We start from the raw sequence: 24839 nt of genomic DNA, 5'->3' as shown, positions 1-24839 counted from the left end.
GGTCTAGTATAAGAATAGTAGCGGATTTTTAAGCACTTACCATTCAGTTTAACACAGACCTTTTTTATGTTTACTTACTTTGGTTTTAGCGATTAAACCGCTATTATTTTTATACATTGTTAGGCAACGTTTTTATTTCCGTATTGTTTTATTTCGTCCAATTCCGCCTGTTTTTCGTCACGTTCTTCTTCGATATCGTAATCATCTTGAAGTCCGAGCCAGAATTTGGCCGAATTTCCGAAATACTTGCTTAACCTTAATGCTGTGTCCGCAGTTATTCTGCGTCTCCCTTTTATTATTTCCGAAATTCTTGTTTGTGGTATTTTCAAGTCCTTTGAAAGTCGGTAAGCCGAGATTTCAAGTGGTTCAAGAAATTCCAAGTTCAAGACTTCGCCAGGATGTACATTTGCCAACTTTTCCATTTTGTCCTTTTTTAATGATAGTCGATTATTTCCACTTCGCTTGCGTTTCCGTTTTTCCATTTGAAAATGATTCGCCATTGTTTGTTAATCCGAATACTATAAAAGTCCTTTAGATTTCCAGAGAGTTTTTCAAGTCGGTTCGAAGGCGGAACTCTTAAGTCCATAATATCTTGCGAGTTGTTCAGCATTCTCAATTTCCGACGTCCAACGTTCTGAATTTCAATCGGCATTTTTTTTACTCGAATACCGTTCCAAATCATTTCGGTTTCTTTCGAGCCAAATGAAATAATCATACCTTTGTTTTACGTTACTAACGTCAAAAGTAAGTAAAAAGTTTGTTTTGTGCAAATGTTGCCTAACGGCTTCGGCTATGATTAGTACGGGAATAAAAGTGCCCTTTTGTTTTCGTTTAAGCGATTAGCCGAATCTTTTTGTTTGTTTTTATTTTTTCTATTTAAAAAGCCAAATCCAAAAGATTTGGCGGACACTCTAAATATACACAGACCCTCGCTGAAAGCCTAAAACCCGTATTAATTATAGCCAATGTTGGCACTAGTTATTTTATTTATTTCGCATTTCTTCATTTCTTAATTCAGCAACGTAACCAGACATTTTATAGGTTTTACCGTGTGTTGTTTGTTTAATAAATGACAGATTTAAATTCATTTCCAGATCTTTTTTTTGATTATGCAAAATAACTGAATATGTTCCGTCATCGTTTCTTTTTTCAGGATATTCATTAATGTCAGAGCCTCGTGATGTGTTATATTTTGAAGCCTTGGACATTAAAGTTTCTAAATAGTAATCAGTTGCTATTTCGTTTGAGTAAACTACTTTGTCAGAATTTAAAAATTGCAGAATGTTTAATGATTCTATATCCTTTTCATTACTTGTTTCTATATAATTTCTTTTTCTAAAACCTATTTTATAGACTTTTTCATCATAGTAAATAAGTGCTAGTTCCGGATTTATTGGGTAAAAGACTTGTAGACCTTTACTTGCCAGTCCACATTTCCCAAATTGATGATTTCTTTGCTCTAAAAATTGATTGTAGAGTACAATTGGATTATCAGAAGTTACAAAAGGTTTATTAGTTTGATTGATTATTAATTTACATTTTAAGTCTTTTGTAACTGCAATTGTATTAGTTAAAGTGTCAAGATTCAATAAAACTGGATTCTCGTAGCCAAATTCTACTTCGTCTATTTTGTCTTTAAATCTATTGTCATTTTTGAAAATCGTTTTCAGAGTTTGGTTAATCATTTTATTCGTTTCATCTGCACTATATTTAGTCCTAGAATTTTGAATAAAAGTGAATAGCCAAAGTGATTCAAAGTCCACATTTTGCCTTTTTGGTAATGCCTTTGATTCAATTATTTCCGAAATAATTCTTGACACTTCGTCTTCGATTTTTGAGAATTCTTTTTCTATTGTAGTGTCTTTACCATAGAAATAATTTTTATAAGCTTGATTTTTTAAATCTCCGTTGGGAATGATTTTATTTGTGTATTTTACAAATATTTTGATGTGAGAATTTGATTGATTATTGCTGAACAGTTTTAAATAAAACTTTGGAACATAATGCTGTTTCTTGTTTTCTGCCATTCAGTTATAATTAGTGCCAACGTTTATGTATAAGAATAGTTGCGGGTTTGCATGCGAGGATTTTCCGCAGGAAAATCAGATGTAGCAAACACGCAACTACCTTTGTTTTAGCACTAAACCGCAATTATTTTTATACGGTGTTAGCAAACGTTTTTATTAAATTCCGTTAGAAATTCATTACGTCTTTCTTGTGTTTTTCTACTATGTTTTCCATTTCAGAAATCATTGTATTTGCAATTTTAGTTTGTTCAAAAATGCTAAGGTTTTTAACTTTTGAAAAATCTTTTTTATGAACAATTTCTTTTTGATAATATTTAAAACTCCATTGAATAGTCAATATATCCATTTGATAGAAAAAATGAATTATTTGATTACTGTCCGTTACTTTTGGGTATATGTTAAAACTCCTGTCCGAAGTTGTAGTAATATCTCCTTTTCCGTTAAAAGCATAATTATTAAGAGTGTTTAGGATGATACTGAATTTTGAAGATAAAGATTCTCCGTGCAAGAAATCTAAATCCCCTTTTCTAAGTAAATTTGTGAAAAAGCCCATTTTTATATATTGAATTTCTGTTTAATTAAATATTTGTATCAATATTCCCCACACTATTGCTATAATAATTAACGTTACGATTGCTCTTAATAATTCTTTCATTAGTTACTTGTTTTTAATGTTTACTAACGGTTTGGTTTTATTCCATTTCAATTTTGACAAATAGGTTTTAGGTCATTTTCAGTTAAATTTGTTTTAGTTAAATCATATTCAATTACATAAGTTGAGTTATTATAAAACTCATCCTTTTTGTAATGAATCTTTTTATCTCCTAAAACTGTAAATGTATAAGTATAATATTCATTTGTCCCATACTCAGAATAGATTTCTAATTTGTCAGTTTCGTTTATTGTAATTTCGTCAGAGTTTGTATCAAACTCGCTCATGATGAAACAATCACTTGAATTTGTTAATTTAAAAAAATCAGGAATAGGATTCAATATGTCATTTTTAACCAAATAAAACACTTCTGTTGTTTGATTTTCCGATACCCAAACTGTACCATTAAATTTTTGAAGAAAGGATTCTTTTAATTTTTCATCTTCAGAACTATTACTACACCCGAAAATTAATAAAACATTGATTGAAAAAATTAATAGGTAGATTGGTTTTGTTTTGTTCATTTTTAATTTGTTTTCTTTTGTTAAAGATTGGTTTTTAATGTTTGCTAACGTGTTTGTGTATGGTTAGTTGCGTGTTTCAGCAACTAATTTAGTAAACAAAAACGAGCGCGAGAAAATTCCGAAGGAATTTTCCAAATAAGCAACGACCAAAGCAATTAATTATACACGTTGTTGCCATTAGTACTTATTTCCATTCCCAATTCAATTCGTCAACATATTCAGCTCCTAATTCAGTCACACGCTTTTTAAATTCCGTTTGATTCTCAATCGAGTGTTTTGGTACAATCAGAGATAAGTCAGTTGTTAATTTAATAAAGAAATGGTCTTTCGTTTCAATCAATTCCTTTAGTTCAGTTCCATTTATTTTACTTTCAGACGTATAATCTTTGGCATTCACGGAATTTTCGTCAAAGTCAATTTCCACAGGTTTGTTAATCCGATTTTTATAATTTTCCTCAACGTGTTTTTGAAAATGTCTTTTATATCTCCATTTAGAATACATTGGATAAAACGCAAACCATCCAATTCCGATTCCACCCATTATAATTCCAATTCCTCCGTTTTCGTTTTTGTATGCGAAATAAAGTCCAATAAGTAAATAGATTATAGGAACAATTATTCGAGAACGAAATCGCCTCTTTTTGTGCAATTCAGATTTTGAAGAAGTATAAAGCTGATACTCTAAAAAATCCGAATTAGTAAGTTGATAGTTTATAGTCATTTCGTATTAATGGCAACGTCCCCGCGAATAAGATTTGTTTCAATGAATTTTATTCGTTGTTGGTGTGAGTGCCTTTTGGCAGTCGCTCCAAATCTTATTCGCGGGGACGTTGGAGTGAATGACGCAGGAATTCACTCCAACGGTTCGTATATGGAAAGTTGCGTGTTTGTGTGCGCGGATTTTCCGAAGGAAAATCGGAAGCTAGCAAACGAGCAACTAACATTGATTAAACACAAAACAGCAATTTTTTATATACTGTGTTGGCAAATCGTTATTTTTTTAAATTCCGAATGTTTTGGTTATTAGTACTTTGTATTTTTCAGAATCTTTTTTAAATTTTCTAGTTGCCATAATCCAAATAATTATTCCGAAAGCGATAACTAGTCCACCTAAAATATAAGTTAGAGGTTCATTGTTTGTCGATAGGAATAGTCCAAGAATAAGTCCCAATCCTAAAATAAGATGAGTAAATATTATTAATAATATTAAAAAGTGCTGTTTGAATGAAATTTTAACTTCTGTAATATTTTCAACATTGCTTTCTACTAATTCACCATTAACAACAGTCCAATTTTGGAAGGCATAATACCAAGGGTAAAGTATCCTCTTACGGAAATTAAAAGTATTAGTGTTTTTGTTATTAAATGAAAACCCTCCAATAGAGTTAAGTTCAGATGTCAGTTCTTCAAGAACTTCTTTCGGTCGTTTTTTTAATTTAAAATTCCAATTTTTCATATTTTTCGATATTGTTTTTAATGTTTGCCAACGGTTACGTATATGAAATGTTGCGTGTTTGTGTGCGAGGATTTTCCGAAGGAAAATCAGAAGCTAGCAAACAAAGCAACTCCCATTGGTCAAGCACAAAATAGCAATTTTTTATATACAATGTTACAAACAGTTTTTTATAAATTATATCCTAGTGTAAACTTTGCAAATCCGTTTTTCACTTTGGTTGTATTTCCTGTTATGGATTCATATTCCAAGATTGTTGAAAGTCCTTGATAAAGTCCGAGTTCTAAAAAGAATTCGTTTATTTTAAATCCAATTCCTAAGTTGACTCCGAAATCAATAGTTGAGTCAATTTTGCCTAAGTCGTTACTTAATGGTTTTTGGTCTAACAGAAATCCTATTTGTGGTCCTGTAATTAAATAAATTTCGTCCCAAAACTTAAAATCTAAACTAGCATTCAAATAAGTAAGCTCATAATCTATTTTATCTAGACTTAAACTTCCTGTTTGTTCAGTTTTAGTTCTATCTCCCTGTTGAGAAAATGCAATTTTAGGTCTAAAAGCGACCTTTTCATTAACTTCAAATTCATAAAGTGCCCCTATCTGCAAGCCTAATGAATTTTCAGCAAGAAACTGTGATAATATTCCATCAGTAAAATAGGAATAATTTAAACCAGCAAAAATTCCAATTTTTTCTTGTGAGTGTGATAGGTTAAAAATTAAAATAGAAAAACTAATTAAAATCGTTTTTTTCATAATTGTAGTCTTCGTTTAAATTGTTTGTAACGTGTTCGTGTATGGTTCAGTTGCGTTGGCTAGGACTAAGTTAGTAAACAAAAACGAACCAGAGGAAATTCCGAAGGAATTTCCAAGTAGGCGATAATCAAGCAATTGATTATACACGTTGTTGTAAACAGTTATTTTTTGTTTTCATTAATTGAGTACTCTGTGTATTTGTCATAAGCCATTAAGTCAAAAACTTTCGATTGTCCAGTTTTTAACCATCTTTTATAAATGAGTTTTCCATTCATATACACATATAGTTCGTTGTCTTTTGATTCTTTGGTAAAAACCATTGTTGTCAATTAAATTTTTTTATTTGTTCAGTGATATATTTTTCAATCAGCTCTTTGTCTGCTTTATTTTTTAAAATCAGAAGTTCATTGTTTTTATGAGTGCGATAATTCATTAAGAATTTCGTTTTTCCACTCCGAGTTAATTCCGAGTATTCAAATCGGTTTAGGTCAAACTTTTCACTTATCAATTCCGTTTTTTGAGTTCGGTCGAGTATTTTTTTCAGTCGAGTTAATTTTCCGCTTTTCTCGTCTATTTTTAATTCCGAGTAGTAAATCCAAGAAGCAAATCGGTAAAAAGTGTATCCGATTAAGGTCAAAATCGCAACAAAAATTCCTATTCCAATTCCGAGAAACCAAATTAGGAATATGAATGAAGTAGAAGTCCAAATCAATAGTTCTTTCCAGTTAAATGGAATTCTATCGCTCAGCGTGTGAACGTGTCCATTTTTGGAAATTCTAAAGTAGTCTTCGCGTTCGTTCATAATTGTTTACAACGGTCTCGGCTATGAGTAGTTGCGTGATTTAGCACTTAACTTTGCAAGTACACACCAAGCTGAAAATCCGTAAGGATTTTCAGAAGTAGGCGAGAACAAGCAATTACTTATAGCCATTGTTGTAGGTAGTTATTCTTCCGTTTTTTTCTTTGAATCGATTAACTCAATTAATTTTGTCAAAGATGATTTTATTTTGTCCGATTCACTCTTTTTGAGCATTAATTCCGCTTTCTTTTTCATTCCGCTATAATTTGCGTTAGGATAAAGTTTAATCAGTTGAGTAAAGTACTTTTCTATTCCGTCAGCAAGTTTAGTTTTTCCTTTTTCAGAAAATGCCTTTTCTTCGTTTATCTCATCCAAGTAAATAGTATAATTGTCAATTAAAGTACCAATGTTTGAGCTAATAACATTTTTTACTCTTGAAGAATTTGGGTCGTCTGCACTTTCTAATATTTCGTCATTTCCTAATTTAAAATAGTCAAGTTGCAAACTCAAACCATATTGCCAAACAGCCAACATTTCTATGTCATATACATACATATCTTTTCGGTCGGTTGCTTGGTAAATCTGATGCATATCTTTCCAATGTTCAAAGAATTCGGTTGCAACTGCATTCCGATGTTTTATACCTAATTCATTGTCTTTAAGTACTACTTTGAAATTTTGTTCGTCAGTCAACTTTTCAACTATTATTCTTTGTTCTGGATTGTCAAAAGTCGGTTTCTTTTCATCGTCTTCGTAACCAAATCTTAATTCAAGAATTGCTTTATCGTAATCATTTGTATCCCAATACCTTTTGTCTAATGGGAATTCGTGTTCTTCTGTTTTACAATTGGTTAATGTTAGGCAAATAATTGCTAAAAGGACGTACTTAATTTTTGTCATCAATTGTGATTTTTGGGTTTTTGTATTGGTTTAACGAAGTTAATAAACTATCAACTTCTTTCTCGTATCTTTTTTGTTCACTTAATACATAGCTGTGAAAAGTATTGTAATCATACTCTTTTTGAAAAGCTCTTTCTTTAATTTTTACATCTTTTATTATTCCCTCGATTTTGTCTTCATCTAAAATCTTTAAATCAGATATTTCTTGTTTTGCTTTACGAGCAAATAATTCTGTGATTTTGATGTGATACTTTTCGTGAGTTAAAAGTTCTGTACTATTCGTGTTTTTTTTATAAACGAAAGAGCGAGAAGGATAGAATAATGATTGTACAGTTACAGAATTATCATCAATTTCACTATCTATTGATGTTACGACATAAGCAAATCGTTCATTTCCATATAGTGACTTTTTAAAAAATTCCAAACCTCGGAAGTTCTGAAATGTAATTTGGTCGTACTTGTCAAAAGTCATAGGTTTTTCGTAATTAAAGTAGTTTGTATGACTTAAAATTCCAAACACAATTGCAGTAAAAATTAGAATTAAAAAACTGTATTTTGTAAAACGCAATAATCTTTTGAGCAGTTTTTTGTTTTCTTCTTTTCGTTCTTTTAATAATAAGTATAATTGATAAAATACTGGTGAAAAATAAAGCAGTACAATCAGTGTAATTATTAAATAGTCATTCATTCGCAAAGGTTGGTTTTAATTACCTACAACGGTCTTGTATATGAAAAGTAGCGGATTTTATGCACTAAATTTTCGGATTATAACTGACCTTTAATTTATTCATTTTCTTTTGATTAAGCGATTAAACCGCTATTTTTTATATACGTTGTTGTGCAACGTTTTTTATTACTTCAAACATTTCAGTAAAACCATTAACCAAGTGGGTTTTGTTTTCAAGTGGAATATTCTTTTGCATAATATAATCAGTTAAATCATTAATAACGAATTCACCGTGTTTCTCAAAAATAAAAAGTAGCATTGCTTGTAATAAGTCAAAATTTTGTTGAGTAAAACAAATTGTTATCGCATTAAATTGAGCTTCTTTATCCCACTCTTGAATCATACTAGTAGTAATAAATGCAAATAAGGCTTCTTCGTTGAGTCCTTTTTTATCTTTGCTAACTCCTAGATTAAACCAAGATAAGCCATTTAAAGGATTCGATTTTATTGACTCTTCGAATTTTTCAATTGAATCGTCAGCTGATGATGCTTTTAATCCTTGCTCACATAATAGAAGTGATTGTTCTCTATTGAAAGTTAGATTATTTAAATCCCCATTCATTAACTCCATACAAATCATATCTTTCAATATCCACTCTTGAGAGCTATTTGAATTGTTTTTGAAGTATAGTTCGAAATAATTGTGTGCTTCTTTAAATTTTCCTTGAAAGAACAGACAATCCGCAATTAATGCGTTTACTAAATAGGTCTCTTTTGAATCAACTCTCACTAATCTATTATACTCTTTTCCAATTCCTTTATTTTTTACTAACGTTTGAGATTTTTTATAAAATTTTTCAGAAAACGCATAATGCCCTTTGGCAAATATTATTCCTGCAAACTCTCGCCACCAGTAATCTCTTTCTAAATAATTTGGCCACAATTTTATAGCTTTGATATAACAATCAAAAGGTTCATATGATTCTAAATTTTCCCTTAGAATATTTCCTAAATTATAATAGCAAGTAGCTAAAAACTTTGGTTCATCATTTTTTTGTATGACTGATTTTAAATTTTGAATTCTGTAATGTCTATACTTAATTGGGTTAACATAAAAATAAGCTAAGTTGAAAATGAAAAATAAATCAATTAAATTCAATTGTATTATTTTTTCTAATAAACGGTTGTATAATTTTACTTCATCAATTAGTTGTGCGTTTATTAGTAAGCCAAAAGGGTCTAGAGAAAGAAATTTTTCTTTATCCTTAAAATCAACTTCTGAAATAAGTTCTATAAGAATTTCAAGAGAGCCTTTGATGTCGTGCTTTGCCATTGCTATTGCAATAAAAAACAGAGCATCTTTATTATATTCATTTATGTCTTTTGAATCAAAATGGGGACGATATAAAAAAGGGTTATCATCCTTTAAATTTTTTATAATTAATTCTTTAGAAAAAGTAGGTGTGGTAATCTTTAAAGATAAATCTCCATTTTCAAATAGTGAATAATCTAAATTTAGATGTGTAGGTAAATTTGTGAATTTGGTAGAAACACTTTCGGTAAACTTATGTTCAAGCCATTTTACTAAATTATTGTTTAGTCTTTCTGCTATCGGAAAACTTGTGTTAGCATTGATTCCAAGTTTTTTTGAAAGTGCCGACTCTGAAATAAGTTTAAGGAATTTTTCTTCATTTAGTAAATACTCCTTTCCTAACTTTATTAAAGTACTTTTTTGATTTTCCTTAAGTGTTATTGAATCTAAAAGTCTATTTGCCCAAATTCCCCATATTTTTGAATCAGTGACAGAAACACAAATTATCATTACAGGTATTGATAATGAACTATAATATTCTAGATTTTTAACAGTAAACTGTTTCTCAAAAGTGTTATTAGTAATTTCTTGAGTTGAGCCCTTTAATTGGACAAAAAAAGTTTTTCCTGTTGATTGATTTTTTTCAAAAACTTCTACTAAATAGTCTACACCATAATCTGGTTTAATATCTCTACAAACCCATTCAACAGGTACAATATTTTCAAATATTCGCTGAGATTTTTTTTCTGTTATATGTTGTTCGGGGCGTTCCATTTAAATGTTGCACAACGGTCTTGTATAAGATTAGTTGCGTGGTTTAGCACGTAATTTAGCAAATACAAACCAAATAGAAAATCCGCGAGGATTTTCGTAAATAGGCTCGTACCAAGCAATTAATTTTATACGTTGTTGTACCCAGTTATTTTGTGTTCAAATTCAGTTTATATAAAATCGGTTCTTTCACAATATTACTGTCGTTTAATAAATCCGAGCTTTTAATTTTCCATATTTTCGGTCGTTTACTCCCAACTTCGTAAATAATATAGAAATAGTAATTATTCTCATTTTCCGCAACTTGTAATTCGTTTGCTGATAAAAAGACATTGCTTTTCCCTATTTTTCTCAAAGTTGATTTAACTTCAATAAGCTTTTCGGTTCCGTCCAACTCATAGGATTTTATGTCATATCCAACACTATCATCTCTTTCTGAAATTTGGTCAACTAATTCAGCCAAATCTTTTCTTCCGTTTTTCTTTAAGAATTGTTTTTCTGCTCTTAATACAATTTGTTCTCCTCTGTCTCCAATTCGTTTGAATTTTCTTGAACGATTTGAATAGTCAATCTTTGTCTCTTTGCCTTTCCTTTTTTCTTTTGGTTCTGGAAGTTCGTCTGTTTGTAATTCAACATAGTCAAATTTCAAACTCTCAATTGGTGGAAAATCTTTAAGATTAAATTTTTTGAGCTCTTTAGAAATATTTTCTTCCTTGATTTCATCATTAGGTCTACCAAATGACGAATACAAGAATTTGCTAAATACATAAATACTCCATTCTTTCATTACTTTGTCACTATTCTTGAAGTCAAGTAACAAAGCTTGTTTATCTAATTCCGATTTTGAGTCATTATCTAAACCAAGATTATTGATGAAATAATTTAGGTGTTTTGCAGAAAATATGTTTAGAAATTCATTTGGATAATAGACTGACAAAATTTTTCCTTTGAACATTGGCGAAATTGGATTTTTCTTTAAAATCGCTAAATCATCTTTATTTTCAATCAGTTCAATTATAGCTGAAAGAATTTTTTTAAGAGCTACATTTTCATCTGTTCCATATTCTTTACGTCCAATTCGATATTTTGATGTTGAGTTTTTACCAAATTTCCCAAAATAAACTCCGAATTTGGTGGCGAAACTTCCGTGAATATTTCCCCATTCGTTAAGGTCATTTTCTATTCGGTTACAGAATGTTTGTCCGCCTTTTCCAGTAACATATTCGTCAAGTGTCAATGTACGAATTCGGCTGGTTGGATAGTCAGAAGTGAATTTTTTCCGTAGGCTATTTATTTCTTTAAACCCTGAATTAAAGTCCGCTCTAATTTTTTCAAATTCAATTTGGTAATCTCTTAATTCAGTTATTTTCATTTAAGCTCAATGGTTGGTTTTAATTGGGTACAACGGTTCTGTATAAGATTAGTTGCGTGTTTTAAGTACTAAAGTTAGCAAATAAATCACAGGTAGAAAGTCCGCGAGAACTTTCGTAAGTAGGCTCAAACCAGCAATTAATTTTATACGATGTTGTGCCCAGTTTTTTTCTCATTCAAATCAGGTTCGTTATTCAATGGTGATTTATATACTCTTTTCAAAGTCAGATTATATTTGTTCTTTACTTTCTCAACCAATTCAACGAACCAATCTTGTGCTTCTGGAGAAACATAAATTCTTTGAACTAAAGTCTGTAGATTTAAATTAATCCAATATCCATTTTCGTTTTTTTCAAAATTTTCATCAAAGTCCATTTCAGAACTATTGAAAATACCTCTCAATTCTCTTTCGTGTTCAAATGATAGTCTTTTGTAAATAAAAGGGTAGTAGATGTCAGATTCTGGAATCCAGTCTTTGTCGTAATTTATGTATTTAACTTTACCAAATTTGATTTGATTCGGCAAAGCTTTTTCTAATCTCTCAAAAGTTGTTTGAATACAAATAGATTCATTGGTTTTAGAATATAGTTTCCACATTCCTGCTGACTCAAAGTCATTCATATGCCAGCAATTAATATTAATATGAGGTCTGATTTTTTTTATTTCATCTATTTGACCTTGAAACTTCTTTTTATCTTTTGCTCTACTAAAAACAAATTTTCTTATCGATAAATTACCTCTGGAATAAGAGCCTTCATAAGGGTCATTAAATGAATCAACTTTTGGGAAGAATAAACCATTTTTCTCTAACATATAGACAAATTTGGTAAAGTCCATATATCTCCAAATTTTGGTTTCTGGTTTTGGTTTTTCAAATAGTGTTTGTCCTGAATCGTCTAAAAGTTTAACTATTTTCTCTCGATACTCAACAGCCATTTTTTTAGCTTGAGTTTCTCCGTGTGTTTTTGTTGAAAATCGTTTTGTTCTTTGTTTCCCATTTTCCGACCAAATAGCTTGCCAGTATGCTACCTTTTCTCCGCTTTTTCGAGTGTCAAAAGTTTTGTTTACTCCTGGTATTTTACTCTTTTTGAAACGTTTGTTTAAATCAATTTTAAACTCTTTTACAAGTCCGTCTCTATATTTTATTGCATTTTCAAGTGCTTTTTCTTTCGAACCGTGTTTCCTAAATGAAAAATTTTTAGTGTTGGCTTTATTGTTGACCCGAATCTGAACCATCCAATGATGTGGATATTCTGTTATATAATAATCTTCAGGTATGTCTATTATGTAATCACTCATTTTTCAAATTGGGCACAACGTATTTGTGTAAGATTAGTTGCGTGTTTTAAGCACTAAAGTTAGCAAATAAATCACAGATAGAAAGTCCGCGAGGACTTTCGTAAATTGGCTAAAACCAGCAATTAATTTTACACGGTGTTGGCAATAGTTTTTTTATTATGTTTTTACTTTTTCAGTCAATTCATTAAATATTTTTCTCAATTCAGTCTCTTTGGTTAGTTCAAAAATTTCTAATAAAGAACAAACCGTTTCCGCTTCCCACATATTTTGAGTAATATTCCGATTATATTTTTTCAAGAGTTTGTTCAGATTTTTTTTGGTAACAGTTCCTCCAACTTCTTTTTCCAATACAATAATAAATTCATTTAAATTATTTACTGAAGTTTTCCAATCTCCCCAATCATTTTCCGCTTCGAGTATCTTTTCGGCAATCTTTTTGTCCGACTCGTTTACAAATCGATTTTCTTCGATTAGATCAAATAGTTTGTCAAAGGTCAGATTATTCATTTATTAAATTAGTTTTTAAGTATAATCGAATTCTTCTATTTCTCCAATAAAATCAAAATTTTCAGTTTTTTCGATTGAACGAGAAATTGAAAAAGGTTCAGAAATCAAATTATTATCCAACAGGAATTTTTTGATTTCATTGTCAAGTTCTTTTTCTGCTCTAAATCTTGGGTTGACAAAATCTTTCAGTTTCTCTAAATAGTAATTGAGTTTACGTTTATAAGCAGATTTTGTAATTACAAAAATTCGATTTTGGGTTTGACTATATTTAATGTCTTCTCTCAAAACAATTTTAATTCTCCAAAATATAGGTTTGTGTTCTTTATAACAAATCAAGTTTCCAATAGGTGTTTCTAAAGTCCCTCCAAATTCATTTTTTATATAATGTCGTAACTCGGCAACAATGACATTTTCATTCCTTTCTTTCCATAAAAGAAGGTATTTGTCTAAAAGGATTGTGTCTTTCATAAATTATTGCCAACGTGTTGGTATATGGTTTGTTGCGTGTTTCAAGCAACTAATTTAGTAAATAATTACGGACAAAGAAAGTCCGCGAGGACTTTCGCTAGTAGGCAAGAAGCCAGCAATAAATTATATACGGTGTTGGCAAATCGTTTTTTTAATTCAATTGAGTTTATTCTTCTTCAATATCAAATAAATATTCAACTGTGACTTTGAAAAAACGTGCCATTCTGATTGCTAAAGTAACGGATGGATTAAATTTGTTTTTTTCTATTGCGTGAATAGTTTGTCGAGAGACATTTATTTCTTTCGCTAAATCTGCTTGTGTTAAGTTATGTCTAGCTCTTTCTACTTTTACGAGATTTTTCATAAATACACTTTTCTTTTGATAAAGAATATTATTATGTAAGACCAAAGCAATGGAAATATAAAATAATCTAAAGTCAGTTTTAAATCTTTGGCTAAAATGTACATAAAAATTGTAACTAATAATCCAATTATAAAAGTTAGCTGAAAAGATTCTAGTCGTAATTTGTCTATGTAATCGTCTTCCACTATTTCTTTCGAAATCATATAGATTAACATTGCTATTATCGCAACAAAATCAATTCCATAATTTAATCCTCCGCCAGAAAAGGCGTTTAAAAGTCCTAAAATTCCATTATCAGATTCAGTTCCTAATTCGGAAGTATTAATTCCATTCATTTTATATTTATTAATTGAATTATTAATAAAGTTTAAACTTCCATTAAATAAAGAGGCAATGATGAAAAGAATTAATCCAAGTTTTTTACACCAATTTGGTAATATATGTATTTTCATATTCTATTATTTTTATACAAAAGTACATAATACTTTACATATAGTATAATAAAATAGATTGTTTTTATGTTTGAATTAGAGATTACAATACTAAATATTCAACCTAAAGTTGAGGAAAGCTAAATTTTCGAAGTAAGGAACAGAAGTTGCGCAAGCCTAAATTCATACCTGAGATTTAATATGAGTGAAAAATTCCAACGTAATTTTTTTCAGATTCGGTTTTGAATTTCAGCGTAATGTTCTTTTGTAAATAATAACAACATTGGGTGAAAGCCCTTAAATTGCTATTACGCTAAAATGTTTGCCAACGGTCTCGGCTATGGGTAGTTGCGTGGTTTAGTACTTAACTTTGCAAGTACACACCAAACTGAAAATCCGCGAGGATTTTCAGAAGTAGGCGAGAACAAGCAATTACTTATAGCCATTGTTGTGGTGCGTTTTTATAACCTGTCTTTCTTTATTAAGTTCCAATAGTGTTCTCCTAATATTGTCATTTTACAACCTTTCGAATTCATTGCAGCAAAATACATATGCTCTTCGTCCACAGGAATAACTAAGTTTATTCGATTGTATTTCTGAAGTATTGCAAATTTCTCTGTATTTTCTTCAATATGTCCTTCAAATTCAGGTTCAAAAGTTGGGTCAAGTTTGAATACATCTTCTTTGTTTGGGAATAATACTGTGATTTGTTTTAAGTCAGATAATGAAATTGGTGGTTGAACTTTTCTAAGACTTGTAAAACTTCTAACATTAGTTTTGAAAATAGGTCGTTGTTCCCAAGGACCTAATGATTGGTCAATATGTGCATATACACTACCAGGTGTAATTTCTCCAACTAAATTTGATGCTCCACCACTTAAAGCGTCAACTAAAAGACTTGTAAAAACACCCGAACCATTTTCTTCAATAGCGTATTGACTTTCACTTGATGCAGTTAGAATTGTCATTCCTTCACTCAAAGATGCGTTCGTGTCCGCTCCAGTCGATTTACCTACAAAACCTGAATGACAGCAATCAAGAATAATGACTTTATTTCTTGCTTTTGAATCATTCGCTATTTGTAAAAGTTCTGTCATTGGAAAACCGTCATCTCCGTCTGAACATTCACTCGTTATTAAATATCCTCCAGTATTTTCTACATAACCGTGTCCAGAAAAATAAAATAATGCTACGTCTGAATCATCATTAAATAACTCAATACATAATTCTTTAAGCTCTTTTCTGGTAATTGCAGATTTCTCATTTGTCGCTACTTCAAGTTTGGTTCCAAAATTTATAGTCCCATCACTATGTCTATCTAACACAGTTTTTATGGAGTAGGCATCAGTTACACATCCATAAAGTTCTGAGACATTTGAATAATAATCTATACCTACAATTAGTGCTTTTCTCATAATTTTATGCGTTTGAATGTCTTCTTATAGCATCTACAATGGATTCTGTATTCCAATTAACCATTTCTACTGCATTGTTTTTTACCACACTTGATACCACAGTACTTCCCCAAGGTTTAATTCCAATAATCGGTTTTGGGTTTATAAATCCTTCATTAGCAACAACTATTTCTTTATTAATCCATTTACTATAAGTGGAATATTTTCCAGCCATAATCAAAATTACGTGACTAAGTCTCATTTTATTAGTTATGGCTTCTAATAATTGTTTATCTGTTCCATTTGTATGTATTGGGTCGTCTTTAGGTACAGAAAAGTTCTTGTAATCGAAGTAAGCTCGATTATCTAAAAGTCCGCATAATTTGGTATAAGCATCTGAATACTGCCAAGAATGGCTAATAAATAAATTGTGAGTTTTTGACATATATTTTAAATTTTGTCAATGAAATTAGATATATTATCCCAAGTCCATCGGATTACTTTTCTGTTTTTTAATTCTTTAGGTTTAGCACCTTTATCGTTCCATTTTATTTGCATACCAATAGTTGGTATTTTCTCCTCTAAAGCACATTTCATTTCCCATCTTGCACCACTTGCTAAATGGGTTCTTTTACTTATTAAAGCGATTACTCCATCGCAACCTTTTATCTTAGTTCTACACTTCTGTTTCCATTCGCTTTGTTTCCAAGCCTTTTTTGCAGACATATCAATAAAGTCAAATGGGGAATTGTTTTTTCTCGCTTGCCTAACCAGATAATCTCTATATTCAATATCTTCAATTGCAAAACTTATAAAAATTCTTTTCCGTCTTTCTTTTTCTGTTCCGAAAATAAAATCCAATAAACCCATATTCTTATTCAGCAGGATGTTTCTCTAAATGCACCACAACGTGTTTGTATATGGTTTGTTGCGTGTTTCAAGCAACTAATTTAGTAAATAATTACCGACCAAGAAAGTCTGCGAGGACTTTCGTAAGTAGGCAAGAAGCCAGCAATAAATTATATACGGTGTTGGCAAATCGTTTTTATTTTTCAAATTCAATTATCGGAAAATGCGGTTTCCACATTTTTCCTAATTTTTCTTTATTTTCTGCAAATCGAATGTCAGTTATTTTTGTATTCTCTAACTTGTTTTTTAGTCTTTCCGAAACATAAATACCCCAAGAATAATGAGGTATTTTAAACAAGTCTATTTCGGAATCAAAATTTTTCCCAAAAACAACTTTTTCCGTTTTAAAGGAATAACTTTTATCAGACTCCGATTTGTTTTCTGATATCAAGTCTAATTCGTGTTGATGAGATGTGATTTTAAATTTTTCGTCATTTTCATTAATCGCAAATATTTCACTTTTTTCAAAATCAATCCAATCGTAACAATTCGTTGCGTTTTCGTCAGGAAAAGTCAAGTCGAAATATTCATAAGAATTACTCTTTTTAAATACTCCAAATAATTTTTCTTTACGCAATACTTTTGCTTTTCCTAATTTATAATCAATTGTCTTACTTTCTTTGAAAATATTTAATGCTTTTTCATTAATTATATATTCATTCGTTGAGTGTAAAATATCATTAAGTTTATTAAAATCTTTGTCATCATACATTTTACATATCGCAACAATTTCTCCATCGATTTTCTTATAATCAATTTCCTCAATTGCTCCAGAATCATCAATATTTAATATGTAATACTGCATTTCGTTCAAATGTTTGCCAACGGTTACGTATATGAAATGTTGCGTGTTTGTGTGCGAGGATTTTCCGAAGGAAAATCAGAAGCTAGCAAACAAAGCAACTGCCATTGATTAAGCACAAAATAGCAATTTTTTATATACAATGTTGTAAGTAGTTTTTTGTTCATTCCATAACTCTTTTTTCAAAATCAAGATTGTTGTATTCAGGGTTGTTTTCCGAGTAATTAATTTCAAACTTATCTCCAATTTTTATAGATTCTTTTTTTATAGTCAGTTTTTGATTTTCGGAATATTTTTTTCCGTTTACTATAAATTCATATTGCACAAAAAAACCTCTCTGAAACCTTTCTTCAATTTCAGTAATTGTTCCGATTGTAATTTTTGAATTCTTAAGTTCGTTTTTTTCCTTTAAACTGCTCCAAAATCCAATTCCAATTAACGAAATGATAAACACAATTAAAATCTGAAACTGCCATTTATTTTTCCTCTTTTTTTCTTTCAATTCAATTCGATTAATTTTTGCGAGTGTGGTTTTCTAAATTACTTACAACGGCTACGTATAAGATTGGTTGCGTTGGTTATAAACGCAATTTAACAAGTACAAACCTAGTAGAAAATTCGCAAGGATTTTCGTAAGTAGGCGAGTACCAAGCAATTAATTTTATACAATGTTGTGTTTAGTTTTTTTTATGTTCAGTCGTTTCAGATATTGGTTTTGGCGTTATTTTTTTTATGTTGGCATTTCCACTTCTGATATTGTCTTCCGTATCATCTGTTATATTTGGGTGTTTATTCTCTTTTGCTACGCTATCTTTGTCAACTATGTCTATTTTGTAGATGGTGTCGTCCTTTTTAAACCATTCTGAAGTTTGATTACAAGCTTGAGGTAATGATAGTATTGATGCGACTACCAAAAGTCCAATTGTAAGTTTTTGATAAAATCTGTCTTTTTCTCTTTTCCTATACTCAATTAAATAATCAATTCCTTTGGGTGACAACTTTACAATTAACACGCTATCATTTGGGGGTGTTGGATATTTTATTCCATTATGGAATGAATACAATTTATTCTCTATTACTGTTAAAAAACCAAGTTCCGATAGTTCATTAAAAAGATTAGTGTTAGATTCTCTGTCTAAGGTGAATTTAGAATTATTTCGTTCGGTTTTTATATGGTCATTAGACATTAATTCGATTTTCTTTAAGAAAGGAACAATATCAAAAGGACTTAACCCTGCTTTTTCTTCTAATTCAGTAAGTATTTTTATTATATCATTAGCTTTTAATAGGTAGCGCATTTTATCCATATCGCCATTCAGTAGTTTAGCGTTCTTGTCGTGATTCCGACGAAATTTCCAATCGCTAATCCAATATTTTATTTTCCGAAAATATCCTCTCATCTATCGGTGTCTTAAATTGAACACAACGGTCTCGGCTATGAGTAGTTGCGTGGTTTAGCACTTAACTTTGCAAGTACACACCAAACCGAAAATCCGCAAGGATTTTCAGAAGTAGGCGAGAACAAGCAATTATTTATAGCCATTGTTGTGCGTAGTTTTTTATTCACAATACTGTTCGATTATTTTTTTTACGGATTTATCTCCAAGTTCAAGTGCTTTTTTCCATTGTTCACAAGCTTTTTCTTTTTCTCCAATTCTGTAAAAAGTGTTTCCCATATTTCTATATGAAGTAGACTTGTCGGGATTTAGTTTTATACTTTGGTTATAATCGTTCAATGCTTCTTGGTAATTACCTAATTCATCATTCGCTGCTCCACGGTTACAATAAACCTCTTCGTAATCTGGATTAATTCCTAAAGCTTTATTGTAATCTTCTATTTCTCCAATTAGATTCTTTCTCGAACCTCTAGCTATTCCTCTGTTATAATAGAATGAACTTTTATTTGGGTTTAATTCAATAGCTCTTGAATAATAAGCTTCTGATTTCTCAAATTCACTATTATTCCAAAATTCTAATCCTTTATCGAAACAATCCATTTCGCTTAATTCTTCTGGCACAACAATGTTCTCATCTTGTTGCGGTATAGTTCCCCAACCATCAAATTCACAATCGTGTTTATAGCCCAATTGACACATTTCAGTTGTCCAATTATCGATTGAATTATTATCCATCTTTATTTTTCGTGTCCAACCGTGTATTCTCCAATACTTTTTCTCTTTTACAATATCAGATGTTTCGTATTGTTTGGTTTTCAATTCGGAATTTAACTCTTCAGCTTTTTCTTTTTTGTTCGTATAAAATGAATAATCTAATTTTAATTCGCTTAGTTCGGTTACTCCGTGTTGAGATAAAACACCAAGTGTTTGTCCATTCATTTCTGATTGATGCTTTGCGTTTTCTTTAAATCCTTTTTCGGAAACAAATCTTTTATTCTTTCTAAAAAAATTAATCATATTCAATTTTAGCAATGATTTTCTCAAATTACGCACAACTAGTTATATGATTACTAAAGTAATCAATATCCCCTATATATTTCGGGATATGATTACCTTTTGTGCATGATTTTGGTTTTTTCTTAATAGATTAACGGCATTATCTAATGGGCTTTGTATGTCTAATAAATCTTTTCTAGCTACATGAGTGTAAATCATAGTTGTTTCAGGTCTACTATGCCCTAGTAGCTCTTGTATGTGTCTTAACCCAACACCCTGTTCTAATAAATGTGTTGCATAACTATGTCTTAAAGTGTGAGGAGTAACTATATACTTTATTTGAGCTTTTTTACAAGCTTTATGTAAAAATTTTCTAATACTACCAGCGGTATATTTATTCCCTTTACCCCCTTCTATCATGTATAATTCTGGTTTATATGTAATCAAATAATTTTCTAATAATGGTAAAATACTTTTAGCTATTCCAACAAGCCTATCCTTTCTTCCCTTTGCGTCTTTTATTAATATTTGATTTCTATCAATATGTAAATGCTCTATTTTTAAATTAATTAACTCGCTTATCCTTAATCCGGCCGAATATAATAAAGCCAAAACCATACGGTGTTTTATATTTGGTGTGCATTGTAATAAACGTATCATTTCTTGATGCGATAAAATTGTAGGCAATTTTTTGGACTTATTTGGTCTTGTTAATTGTAAGTCATTAATTAAAGTGTTTGGAAAGTAAGTAGTAAATAATTTTAAAGCACTGATAAATTGTCTTTGTGTACTAATACTATAATTGCGTTTAATATAAATAGTTTCAATAAATAATTCAACATCTCGATTGGTTAAAGTATCTATATCCATATCATTATTATACTCTATAAAGTCTGCAATTTGTTGTGTATAAGTATCTATTGTACTTTGACTGTATCGCTTTCCTTTTAAATATTTATAAAAGTTGTTTAATAAACTTCGGTTGGTTTTGGATAAATTTCTAATTCGTTTTTTAGGATATTGATGCATGGGCATACTTTTATTAAATAAAGCTTCAGCATTTATTTTAGTTTTTCCTTTAAACAATTTGAAAATCAATTTTAAGTTTTCAGGCGTGTTTTTAATATACCAAGTTTTTAAGTTTTTACTCCATCTAGCCTTCGGCATGTCTTTAATAATTGCAATTAAATCAGTATTGTATTTAAAATTTATAGTAATTTGATGCTCTTTTCTATGATGTTTTGGAGCTAAAGTAACTAATGGCATGTCTTTCATGTACGAAGTAGTTTGTCCTAAAAATAAACAATTTAAACATATTTAATACTACATAAATCAATATTTTATTTTAAAAGCTGTCTAGCTTTCATTACTTGAGTAATGCGTAATTTTATGTTACTTTTACAAATACTAAAACTGCTAATTTTTGATATCAGCTTCTTCTATAGATCAAGTATTTGAAACCGCCCGAGTTGAGGAGGTTATTGGCGATTTTGTGCAATTAAAAAAAGCAGGAAGTAACTTTAAGGGGCTAAGCCCGTTTAGTGATGAGCGTTCACCAAGTTTTATGGTGTCGCCAGTAAAGCAAATCTGGAAAGATTTCTCAACAGGAAAAGGAGGAACTGCTGTGTCGTTTTTAATGGAACACGAGCATTTTACTTATCCTGAAGCTATACGCTATTTGGCTAAAAAATATAATATTGAAATAGAGGAAACAGAGCAATCTAACGAACAAAAAGAAAAAGCAAACGAACGAGAAAGCTTATATTTAGTTAGTGAATTTGCAAATGCTTATTTTCAAAAAGTATTACATAAAACCGACCAAGGGAAATCCATTGGGTTAAGCTATTTTAAAGAACGTGGTTTTACTGATGATACCATTAAAAAATTCGATTTAGGGTATTCGCTTAACGAATGGCAAGCCTTTACAGACGAAGCATTAAAACAAGGCTATAATATCGATTTTTTAGAAAAAACAGGGCTTACCATTGTAAAGGAAGATAAACGATTTGATAGGTTTAAAGGACGCGTTATGTTTCCTATAAAAAGTATGAGTGGTCGGGTATTAGGTTATGGCGGTCGTATTTTAATTACCGATAAAAAAGCAGCCAAATATGTAAACTCTCCAGAGAGTGATATTTATCATAAAAGTAAAGTGTTATATGGTATTTATCATGCTAAACAAAGCATCGCAAAAGAAGATAATTGTTATTTAGTTGAAGGTTATACAGATGTTATTCAGTTTCATCAAAGAGGAATTAAAAACGTAGTATCTTCCTCAGGAACCGCTTTAACTTCAGAGCAAATAAGGCTAATAAACCGACTCACAAAAAACATTACCGTGCTTTTTGATGGAGATGCTGCTGGTATGCGAGCATCACTTCGTGGTATAGATTTAATTCTGGAACAGGGCATGAATGTTAAAGTATGTTCATTTCCAGAAGGTGAAGACCCAGATAGTTTTGCAAAACAAAATACCTTAGATGAGCTTACAACATACTTAAACGATAATGCTAAAGATTTTATTCAGTTTAAAGCTTCAATATTATTTGAAGACTCAAAAAACGACCCAATAAAAAAAGCTGAAACAGTAAGAGATATAGTAAATAGTATTTCTAAAATTCCTGATCGCATTAAAAAAGAAATTTATATTCAAGAATGCGCTAGAATTATGGATTTAAGCGAGGAAGTGCTGTTTAGTACTTTGGCGCAAATAGATAAAAAAGAAATACAAGAGGAACAAAAAAATAATAAAACCGAGCAAAAAGCTTTTGACGTTATTAAGCATCAACAACCTGTTAAAAAGGTTGATGTGCAATATGTTTTAGAACGTAAAATAATAGAAATTCTATTGCTTTATGGAAATAAAACTGAAGATTTTGAGGATTTAGTTTTAAAAGAAAATGATAAAGGCGATTTAGAATTAGAACCTGTAATTCATCAAGCCAAAGTTTTTGAAAAGGTGTTTTTAGATTTGCAAGATGATGAAATGCAATTTACTAATGAGCAGTTTAAAACACTTTATTACACTATTATAGATAGGTTAAATCAAGACGCTAATTTTGAATTGAAAAAAATAATAAATATAGCTGATCAAAATGTTTCTCCTGCAATAACTTCTATTTTGATGGATGATGATAAATATGAATTAAGCAGATGGAATGAACAAAATATATTTCCTAAAACTAAGATAGAAGGACTAACACAATTTGTTTCTGAAACTATTTTGCGTTTAAGGTGTCATTTAATAGAAAAAAAAATTGATGAGTTTATGTCTAGTATAAATCCAGATAAAGGAGAGCAGAATAGAGAAATATTAAATAATACTCAAGATTATTTAAATTTAAAAACGTTGTTATCAAGAAAGCTGGGCAAAGTTTTATAGAATTTCAGTAGTAAATAATATAAAATAGACCCAAATAGAAATATACTCGAAGAAGTAAAAGATTATTCGGGTCTAAAAATGTTGCTATCTAGAAAATTAAACAGAGTATTATAAATACTTGTTATACTTGTTGGCTAAGTTTAGCTTGATTTACTAAATCAACTAAGTTAGTAACTTTAAGTTTTCGCATTAATCTCGCTTTGTAAGTACTAACAGTTTTTTCGTTAATATCTAACTCTTTAGAGATTTCTTTGTTTTTTCTACCAATAGTAAGAAGCTTTAAAACTTCGGCTTCTCTAGTTGATAGTTTTTTGTAAAAATTACCACCTTTATTAACTCTAGTGCCAAAAGCAAGTTGCTGAGTCAAGTCGTTACTTAAATGAATACCTCCATCATGTACTTTCAAAATGGCTTCATTAATTGTAATTACATTCTCAGATTTGTTTATGTAACCCGCTGCGCCAGCTTTAATGGCGTTAATGGCATAAACTTCTTCCGGTTGTGCACTTAAAATAATGGTTTTAATGTCTGGAAAGTCATTTTTTAAGTAACGTAAAACTGTCAATCCATTTAATTTCGGAAAGTCAGCTTCGGTTAAAATAACGTCTACAGGATTTTTCTTAACAAAATCTAAGATGGCCTCGCCATCATCTACGCTTCCAACAATTTTTATATTGGATGCGGCGGAAAAAAGAACTTCTAGTCCCTTTCTCGTAATTGGGTGGTTGTCTGCTATTAATAATTTTATCATAATAAAAGCTTTTTTTAAATAACTAATTGAGAGATAGTTAGGTTGAGAGATTAAGCTTGGCGTAAATGTAAGACTTTTTTAAATAATCTGCAAAGATTACATCAAATTACTGGGAATATCGCAAATAGGTATAGGAATCATCTTATGTTTGTTATTGTCGTTATAGCGTTTATAGATGTTAAATACATCTTTTTCTCTTCCAGAAAAAGCGTTGGCAGTTTTGCCTTCTTCATCCATTTTCATGGCCCATTCTAATTCGGGGTATGAGGCGCCAATTTGGTCTTCATCGCTTCTAGTGTCACCAAATAGTCCATCGCTAGGAGCTGCTTTCATTATGGATTCAGGAACTTCTAAAAATTCACCTATTTGATATACTTCCGATTTTAATAAATCGGCAATAGGACTCAAATCCACACCACCATCACCATATTTAGTGTAAAAACCAACGCCAAAATCTTCTACTTTATTGCCCGTTCCCGCTACTAGTAATCCATAAAGACCAGCGTAGTAGTAAAGCGTAGTCATTCTTAATCTGGCACGTGTATTTGCTAAAGCCATATCAATGGTAGCTTGCTCACCATCCATAAACACTTCGGTTTTAAACTCCTCAAAAACAGGAGTTAAATCTGCTCGAGTGTCATCAATATTGTCAAAGCGTTTTTTAAGTTGCGCAATATGTTCATGAGCCCTACTTACATGACTTTCGGCTTGATGAATTGGCATTTCAACACATAAAACACTAAGCCCTGTTTTAGCACATAATGTGGAAGTTACGGCAGAATCAATGCCCCCAGAAATACCAACAACAAAACCATTTACACCAGCTTTGGTAGCATATTCTTTTAACCAATTTACAATATGATTTACAACTTTTTCTGTTTGCATTTTTAAATGAATTTATTAGTAATAAT

Annotated in this window: 30 protein-coding genes and 1 pseudogene; 1 reads left to right on the top strand and 30 read right to left on the bottom strand. The window is 30.5% G+C overall.

All coding sequences use genetic code 11. From position 1 onward, the window contains the following. Positions 1–119 precede the first annotated feature (119 nt). The 28 genes and pseudogenes from Q0870_RS08640 to Q0870_RS08510 all read right to left on the bottom strand — a co-directional run bounded on the left by Q0870_RS08640 (position 120) and on the right by Q0870_RS08510 (position 21070). Positions 120–422, bottom strand: coding sequence for a HigA family addiction module antitoxin (locus Q0870_RS08640; protein ID WP_054560615.1), 303 nt, complete (start codon positions 420–422; stop codon positions 120–122). Between the two features lie 11 nt (positions 423–433). Continuing rightward, positions 434–715 carry a type II toxin-antitoxin system RelE/ParE family toxin gene (locus Q0870_RS08635; RefSeq protein ID WP_298554560.1) on the bottom strand — a complete coding sequence of 94 codons (282 nt, stop codon included), beginning with the start codon at positions 713–715 and terminating at the stop codon, positions 434–436. A gap of 268 nt (positions 716–983) precedes the next feature. Continuing rightward, a complete protein-coding gene (locus tag Q0870_RS08630; protein ID WP_298554557.1) occupies positions 984–2027 on the bottom strand; it encodes a DUF4238 domain-containing protein in 1044 nt (347 codons plus the stop codon). A 166-nt stretch (positions 2028–2193) separates the two neighbouring features. Then, complete coding sequence (locus Q0870_RS08625) at positions 2194–2580, bottom strand: hypothetical protein (RefSeq protein ID WP_298554555.1); 387 nt, start codon at positions 2578–2580, stop codon at positions 2194–2196. A 149-nt stretch (positions 2581–2729) separates the two neighbouring features. Continuing rightward, positions 2730–3203, bottom strand: coding sequence for a hypothetical protein (locus Q0870_RS08620; protein ID WP_298554552.1), 474 nt, complete (start codon positions 3201–3203; stop codon positions 2730–2732). A gap of 184 nt (positions 3204–3387) precedes the next feature. Continuing rightward, positions 3388–3924 carry a YcxB family protein gene (locus Q0870_RS08615; protein ID WP_298554550.1) on the bottom strand — a complete coding sequence of 179 codons (537 nt, stop codon included), beginning with the start codon at positions 3922–3924 and terminating at the stop codon, positions 3388–3390. A gap of 279 nt (positions 3925–4203) precedes the next feature. Next, positions 4204–4659, bottom strand: coding sequence for a DUF423 domain-containing protein (locus Q0870_RS08610; protein WP_298554547.1), 456 nt, complete (start codon positions 4657–4659; stop codon positions 4204–4206). Positions 4660–4826: 167 nt separating this feature from the next. Continuing rightward, entirely contained in the window at positions 4827–5408 is a 582-nt protein-coding gene (locus Q0870_RS08605) for a porin family protein (protein WP_298554544.1), read from the bottom strand. Positions 5409–5569: 161 nt separating this feature from the next. After that, positions 5570–5728: a hypothetical protein gene (locus tag Q0870_RS08600; RefSeq protein WP_298554542.1), complete on the bottom strand. Its 159-nt coding sequence runs from the start codon at positions 5726–5728 to the stop codon at positions 5570–5572. A 5-nt stretch (positions 5729–5733) separates the two neighbouring features. Continuing rightward, the gene (locus Q0870_RS08595; protein WP_298554539.1) at positions 5734–6210 is read right to left on the bottom strand and encodes a hypothetical protein; all 477 of its coding nucleotides are present in this window, start codon (positions 6208–6210) and stop codon (positions 5734–5736) included. A gap of 141 nt (positions 6211–6351) precedes the next feature. Further along, entirely contained in the window at positions 6352–7107 is a 756-nt protein-coding gene (locus Q0870_RS08590; RefSeq protein WP_298554537.1) for a hypothetical protein, read from the bottom strand. After that, positions 7094–7795, bottom strand: coding sequence for a hypothetical protein (locus Q0870_RS08585; protein WP_298554534.1), 702 nt, complete (start codon positions 7793–7795; stop codon positions 7094–7096). The genes Q0870_RS08590 and Q0870_RS08585 overlap by 14 nt, the downstream gene beginning before the upstream one ends. Before the next feature lie 136 nt (positions 7796–7931). Next, positions 7932–9860, bottom strand: a complete 1929-nt coding sequence (locus Q0870_RS08580) for a DUF4365 domain-containing protein (RefSeq protein ID WP_298554531.1) — start codon at positions 9858–9860, stop codon at positions 7932–7934. Positions 9861–10005: 145 nt separating this feature from the next. Continuing rightward, on the bottom strand, positions 10006–11229 hold the full coding sequence (locus Q0870_RS08575) for a DUF3883 domain-containing protein (RefSeq protein WP_298554529.1): 1224 nt from the start codon (positions 11227–11229) through the stop codon (positions 10006–10008). A gap of 143 nt (positions 11230–11372) precedes the next feature. Continuing rightward, positions 11373–12527 carry an AP2/ERF family transcription factor gene (locus Q0870_RS08570; RefSeq protein WP_298554526.1) on the bottom strand — a complete coding sequence of 385 codons (1155 nt, stop codon included), beginning with the start codon at positions 12525–12527 and terminating at the stop codon, positions 11373–11375. 156 nt (positions 12528–12683) lie between these two features. After that, the gene (locus Q0870_RS08565) at positions 12684–13034 is read right to left on the bottom strand and encodes a hypothetical protein (RefSeq protein WP_298554522.1); all 351 of its coding nucleotides are present in this window, start codon (positions 13032–13034) and stop codon (positions 12684–12686) included. Positions 13035–13049: 15 nt separating this feature from the next. Continuing rightward, entirely contained in the window at positions 13050–13502 is a 453-nt protein-coding gene (locus tag Q0870_RS08560; RefSeq protein ID WP_298554519.1) for a hypothetical protein, read from the bottom strand. 166 nt (positions 13503–13668) lie between these two features. Further along, positions 13669–13866, bottom strand: a complete 198-nt coding sequence (locus Q0870_RS08555) for a helix-turn-helix transcriptional regulator (protein ID WP_298338414.1) — start codon at positions 13864–13866, stop codon at positions 13669–13671. Then, complete coding sequence (locus Q0870_RS08550; protein ID WP_298338411.1) at positions 13863–14318, bottom strand: hypothetical protein; 456 nt, start codon at positions 14316–14318, stop codon at positions 13863–13865. Before Q0870_RS08550 ends, Q0870_RS08555 begins: the two co-directional genes overlap by 4 nt. Positions 14319–14813: 495 nt before the next feature. Further along, positions 14814–14891 (bottom strand): hypothetical protein, encoded by a 78-nt coding sequence (locus tag Q0870_RS15415; RefSeq protein ID WP_363317941.1) that lies wholly within the window; start codon positions 14889–14891, stop codon positions 14814–14816. 224 nt (positions 14892–15115) lie between these two features. Beyond that, positions 15116–15712 (bottom strand): annotated as a pseudogene (locus Q0870_RS15410) (caspase family protein); the annotation flags it as partial. Between the two features lie 4 nt (positions 15713–15716). After that, on the bottom strand, positions 15717–16136 hold the full coding sequence (locus Q0870_RS08540) for a TIR domain-containing protein (protein WP_298554512.1): 420 nt from the start codon (positions 16134–16136) through the stop codon (positions 15717–15719). A 5-nt stretch (positions 16137–16141) separates the two neighbouring features. Then, positions 16142–16552, bottom strand: a complete 411-nt coding sequence (locus Q0870_RS08535) for a TIR domain-containing protein (protein ID WP_298554509.1) — start codon at positions 16550–16552, stop codon at positions 16142–16144. A 184-nt stretch (positions 16553–16736) separates the two neighbouring features. After that, positions 16737–17405, bottom strand: coding sequence for a hypothetical protein (locus tag Q0870_RS08530; RefSeq protein WP_298554506.1), 669 nt, complete (start codon positions 17403–17405; stop codon positions 16737–16739). Between the two features lie 160 nt (positions 17406–17565). Next, positions 17566–17904, bottom strand: a complete 339-nt coding sequence (locus Q0870_RS08525; RefSeq protein ID WP_298554504.1) for a hypothetical protein — start codon at positions 17902–17904, stop codon at positions 17566–17568. Between the two features lie 175 nt (positions 17905–18079). Then, positions 18080–18802, bottom strand: a complete 723-nt coding sequence (locus Q0870_RS08520; protein ID WP_298554502.1) for a hypothetical protein — start codon at positions 18800–18802, stop codon at positions 18080–18082. A 159-nt stretch (positions 18803–18961) separates the two neighbouring features. Then, positions 18962–19816 (bottom strand): tetratricopeptide repeat protein, encoded by an 855-nt coding sequence (locus Q0870_RS08515; protein WP_298554500.1) that lies wholly within the window; start codon positions 19814–19816, stop codon positions 18962–18964. Between the two features lie 72 nt (positions 19817–19888). Further along, positions 19889–21070 (bottom strand): tyrosine-type recombinase/integrase, encoded by a 1182-nt coding sequence (locus Q0870_RS08510; protein ID WP_298554497.1) that lies wholly within the window; start codon positions 21068–21070, stop codon positions 19889–19891. A gap of 148 nt (positions 21071–21218) precedes the next feature. Between Q0870_RS08510 and dnaG the strand changes: the two genes are divergently transcribed. After that, the gene (gene dnaG, locus Q0870_RS08505; RefSeq protein ID WP_298554494.1) at positions 21219–23177 is read left to right on the top strand and encodes a DNA primase; all 1959 of its coding nucleotides are present in this window, start codon (positions 21219–21221) and stop codon (positions 23175–23177) included. Between the two features lie 121 nt (positions 23178–23298). Here the strand turns inward: dnaG and Q0870_RS08500 are convergent, their stop codons facing one another. Both Q0870_RS08500 and nadE read right to left on the bottom strand, forming a co-directional pair. After that, positions 23299–23928, bottom strand: coding sequence for a response regulator transcription factor (locus Q0870_RS08500; protein ID WP_298554491.1), 630 nt, complete (start codon positions 23926–23928; stop codon positions 23299–23301). 96 nt (positions 23929–24024) lie between these two features. Then, positions 24025–24813, bottom strand: a complete 789-nt coding sequence (gene nadE, locus Q0870_RS08495; protein WP_298554488.1) for an NAD(+) synthase — start codon at positions 24811–24813, stop codon at positions 24025–24027. Positions 24814–24839: the final 26 nt, after the last annotated feature.

Source organism: uncultured Algibacter sp. (assembly GCF_947487575.1).
Taxonomy (GTDB): Bacteria; Bacteroidota; Bacteroidia; order Flavobacteriales; family Flavobacteriaceae; genus Algibacter_B.
This window is presented reverse-complemented; position numbering and strand designations above follow the sequence as displayed.

Coding starts and splice junctions, on each gene's coding strand:
- Q0870_RS08640 (WP_054560615.1), bottom strand. CDS start 422: ATGGAAAAGTTGGCAAATGTACATCCTGGCGAAGTCTTGAACTTGGAA.
- Q0870_RS08635 (WP_298554560.1), bottom strand. CDS start 715: ATGATTATTTCATTTGGCTCGAAAGAAACCGAAATGATTTGGAACGGT.
- Q0870_RS08630 (WP_298554557.1), bottom strand. CDS start 2,027: ATGGCAGAAAACAAGAAACAGCATTATGTTCCAAAGTTTTATTTAAAA.
- Q0870_RS08625 (WP_298554555.1), bottom strand. CDS start 2,580: ATGGGCTTTTTCACAAATTTACTTAGAAAAGGGGATTTAGATTTCTTG.
- Q0870_RS08620 (WP_298554552.1), bottom strand. CDS start 3,203: ATGAACAAAACAAAACCAATCTACCTATTAATTTTTTCAATCAATGTT.
- Q0870_RS08615 (WP_298554550.1), bottom strand. CDS start 3,924: ATGACTATAAACTATCAACTTACTAATTCGGATTTTTTAGAGTATCAG.
- Q0870_RS08610 (WP_298554547.1), bottom strand. CDS start 4,659: ATGAAAAATTGGAATTTTAAATTAAAAAAACGACCGAAAGAAGTTCTT.
- Q0870_RS08605 (WP_298554544.1), bottom strand. CDS start 5,408: ATGAAAAAAACGATTTTAATTAGTTTTTCTATTTTAATTTTTAACCTA.
- Q0870_RS08600 (WP_298554542.1), bottom strand. CDS start 5,728: ATGGTTTTTACCAAAGAATCAAAAGACAACGAACTATATGTGTATATG.
- Q0870_RS08595 (WP_298554539.1), bottom strand. CDS start 6,210: ATGAACGAACGCGAAGACTACTTTAGAATTTCCAAAAATGGACACGTT.
- Q0870_RS08590 (WP_298554537.1), bottom strand. CDS start 7,107: ATGACAAAAATTAAGTACGTCCTTTTAGCAATTATTTGCCTAACATTA.
- Q0870_RS08585 (WP_298554534.1), bottom strand. CDS start 7,795: ATGAATGACTATTTAATAATTACACTGATTGTACTGCTTTATTTTTCA.
- Q0870_RS08580 (WP_298554531.1), bottom strand. CDS start 9,860: ATGGAACGCCCCGAACAACATATAACAGAAAAAAAATCTCAGCGAATA.
- Q0870_RS08575 (WP_298554529.1), bottom strand. CDS start 11,229: ATGAAAATAACTGAATTAAGAGATTACCAAATTGAATTTGAAAAAATT.
- Q0870_RS08570 (WP_298554526.1), bottom strand. CDS start 12,527: ATGAGTGATTACATAATAGACATACCTGAAGATTATTATATAACAGAA.
- Q0870_RS08565 (WP_298554522.1), bottom strand. CDS start 13,034: ATGAATAATCTGACCTTTGACAAACTATTTGATCTAATCGAAGAAAAT.
- Q0870_RS08560 (WP_298554519.1), bottom strand. CDS start 13,502: ATGAAAGACACAATCCTTTTAGACAAATACCTTCTTTTATGGAAAGAA.
- Q0870_RS08555 (WP_298338414.1), bottom strand. CDS start 13,866: ATGAAAAATCTCGTAAAAGTAGAAAGAGCTAGACATAACTTAACACAA.
- Q0870_RS08550 (WP_298338411.1), bottom strand. CDS start 14,318: ATGAAAATACATATATTACCAAATTGGTGTAAAAAACTTGGATTAATT.
- Q0870_RS08540 (WP_298554512.1), bottom strand. CDS start 16,136: ATGTCAAAAACTCACAATTTATTTATTAGCCATTCTTGGCAGTATTCA.
- Q0870_RS08530 (WP_298554506.1), bottom strand. CDS start 17,405: ATGCAGTATTACATATTAAATATTGATGATTCTGGAGCAATTGAGGAA.
- Q0870_RS08520 (WP_298554502.1), bottom strand. CDS start 18,802: ATGAGAGGATATTTTCGGAAAATAAAATATTGGATTAGCGATTGGAAA.
- Q0870_RS08515 (WP_298554500.1), bottom strand. CDS start 19,816: ATGATTAATTTTTTTAGAAAGAATAAAAGATTTGTTTCCGAAAAAGGA.
- Q0870_RS08510 (WP_298554497.1), bottom strand. CDS start 21,070: ATGAAAGACATGCCATTAGTTACTTTAGCTCCAAAACATCATAGAAAA.
- Q0870_RS08500 (WP_298554491.1), bottom strand. CDS start 23,928: ATGATAAAATTATTAATAGCAGACAACCACCCAATTACGAGAAAGGGA.
- nadE (WP_298554488.1), bottom strand. CDS start 24,813: ATGCAAACAGAAAAAGTTGTAAATCATATTGTAAATTGGTTAAAAGAA.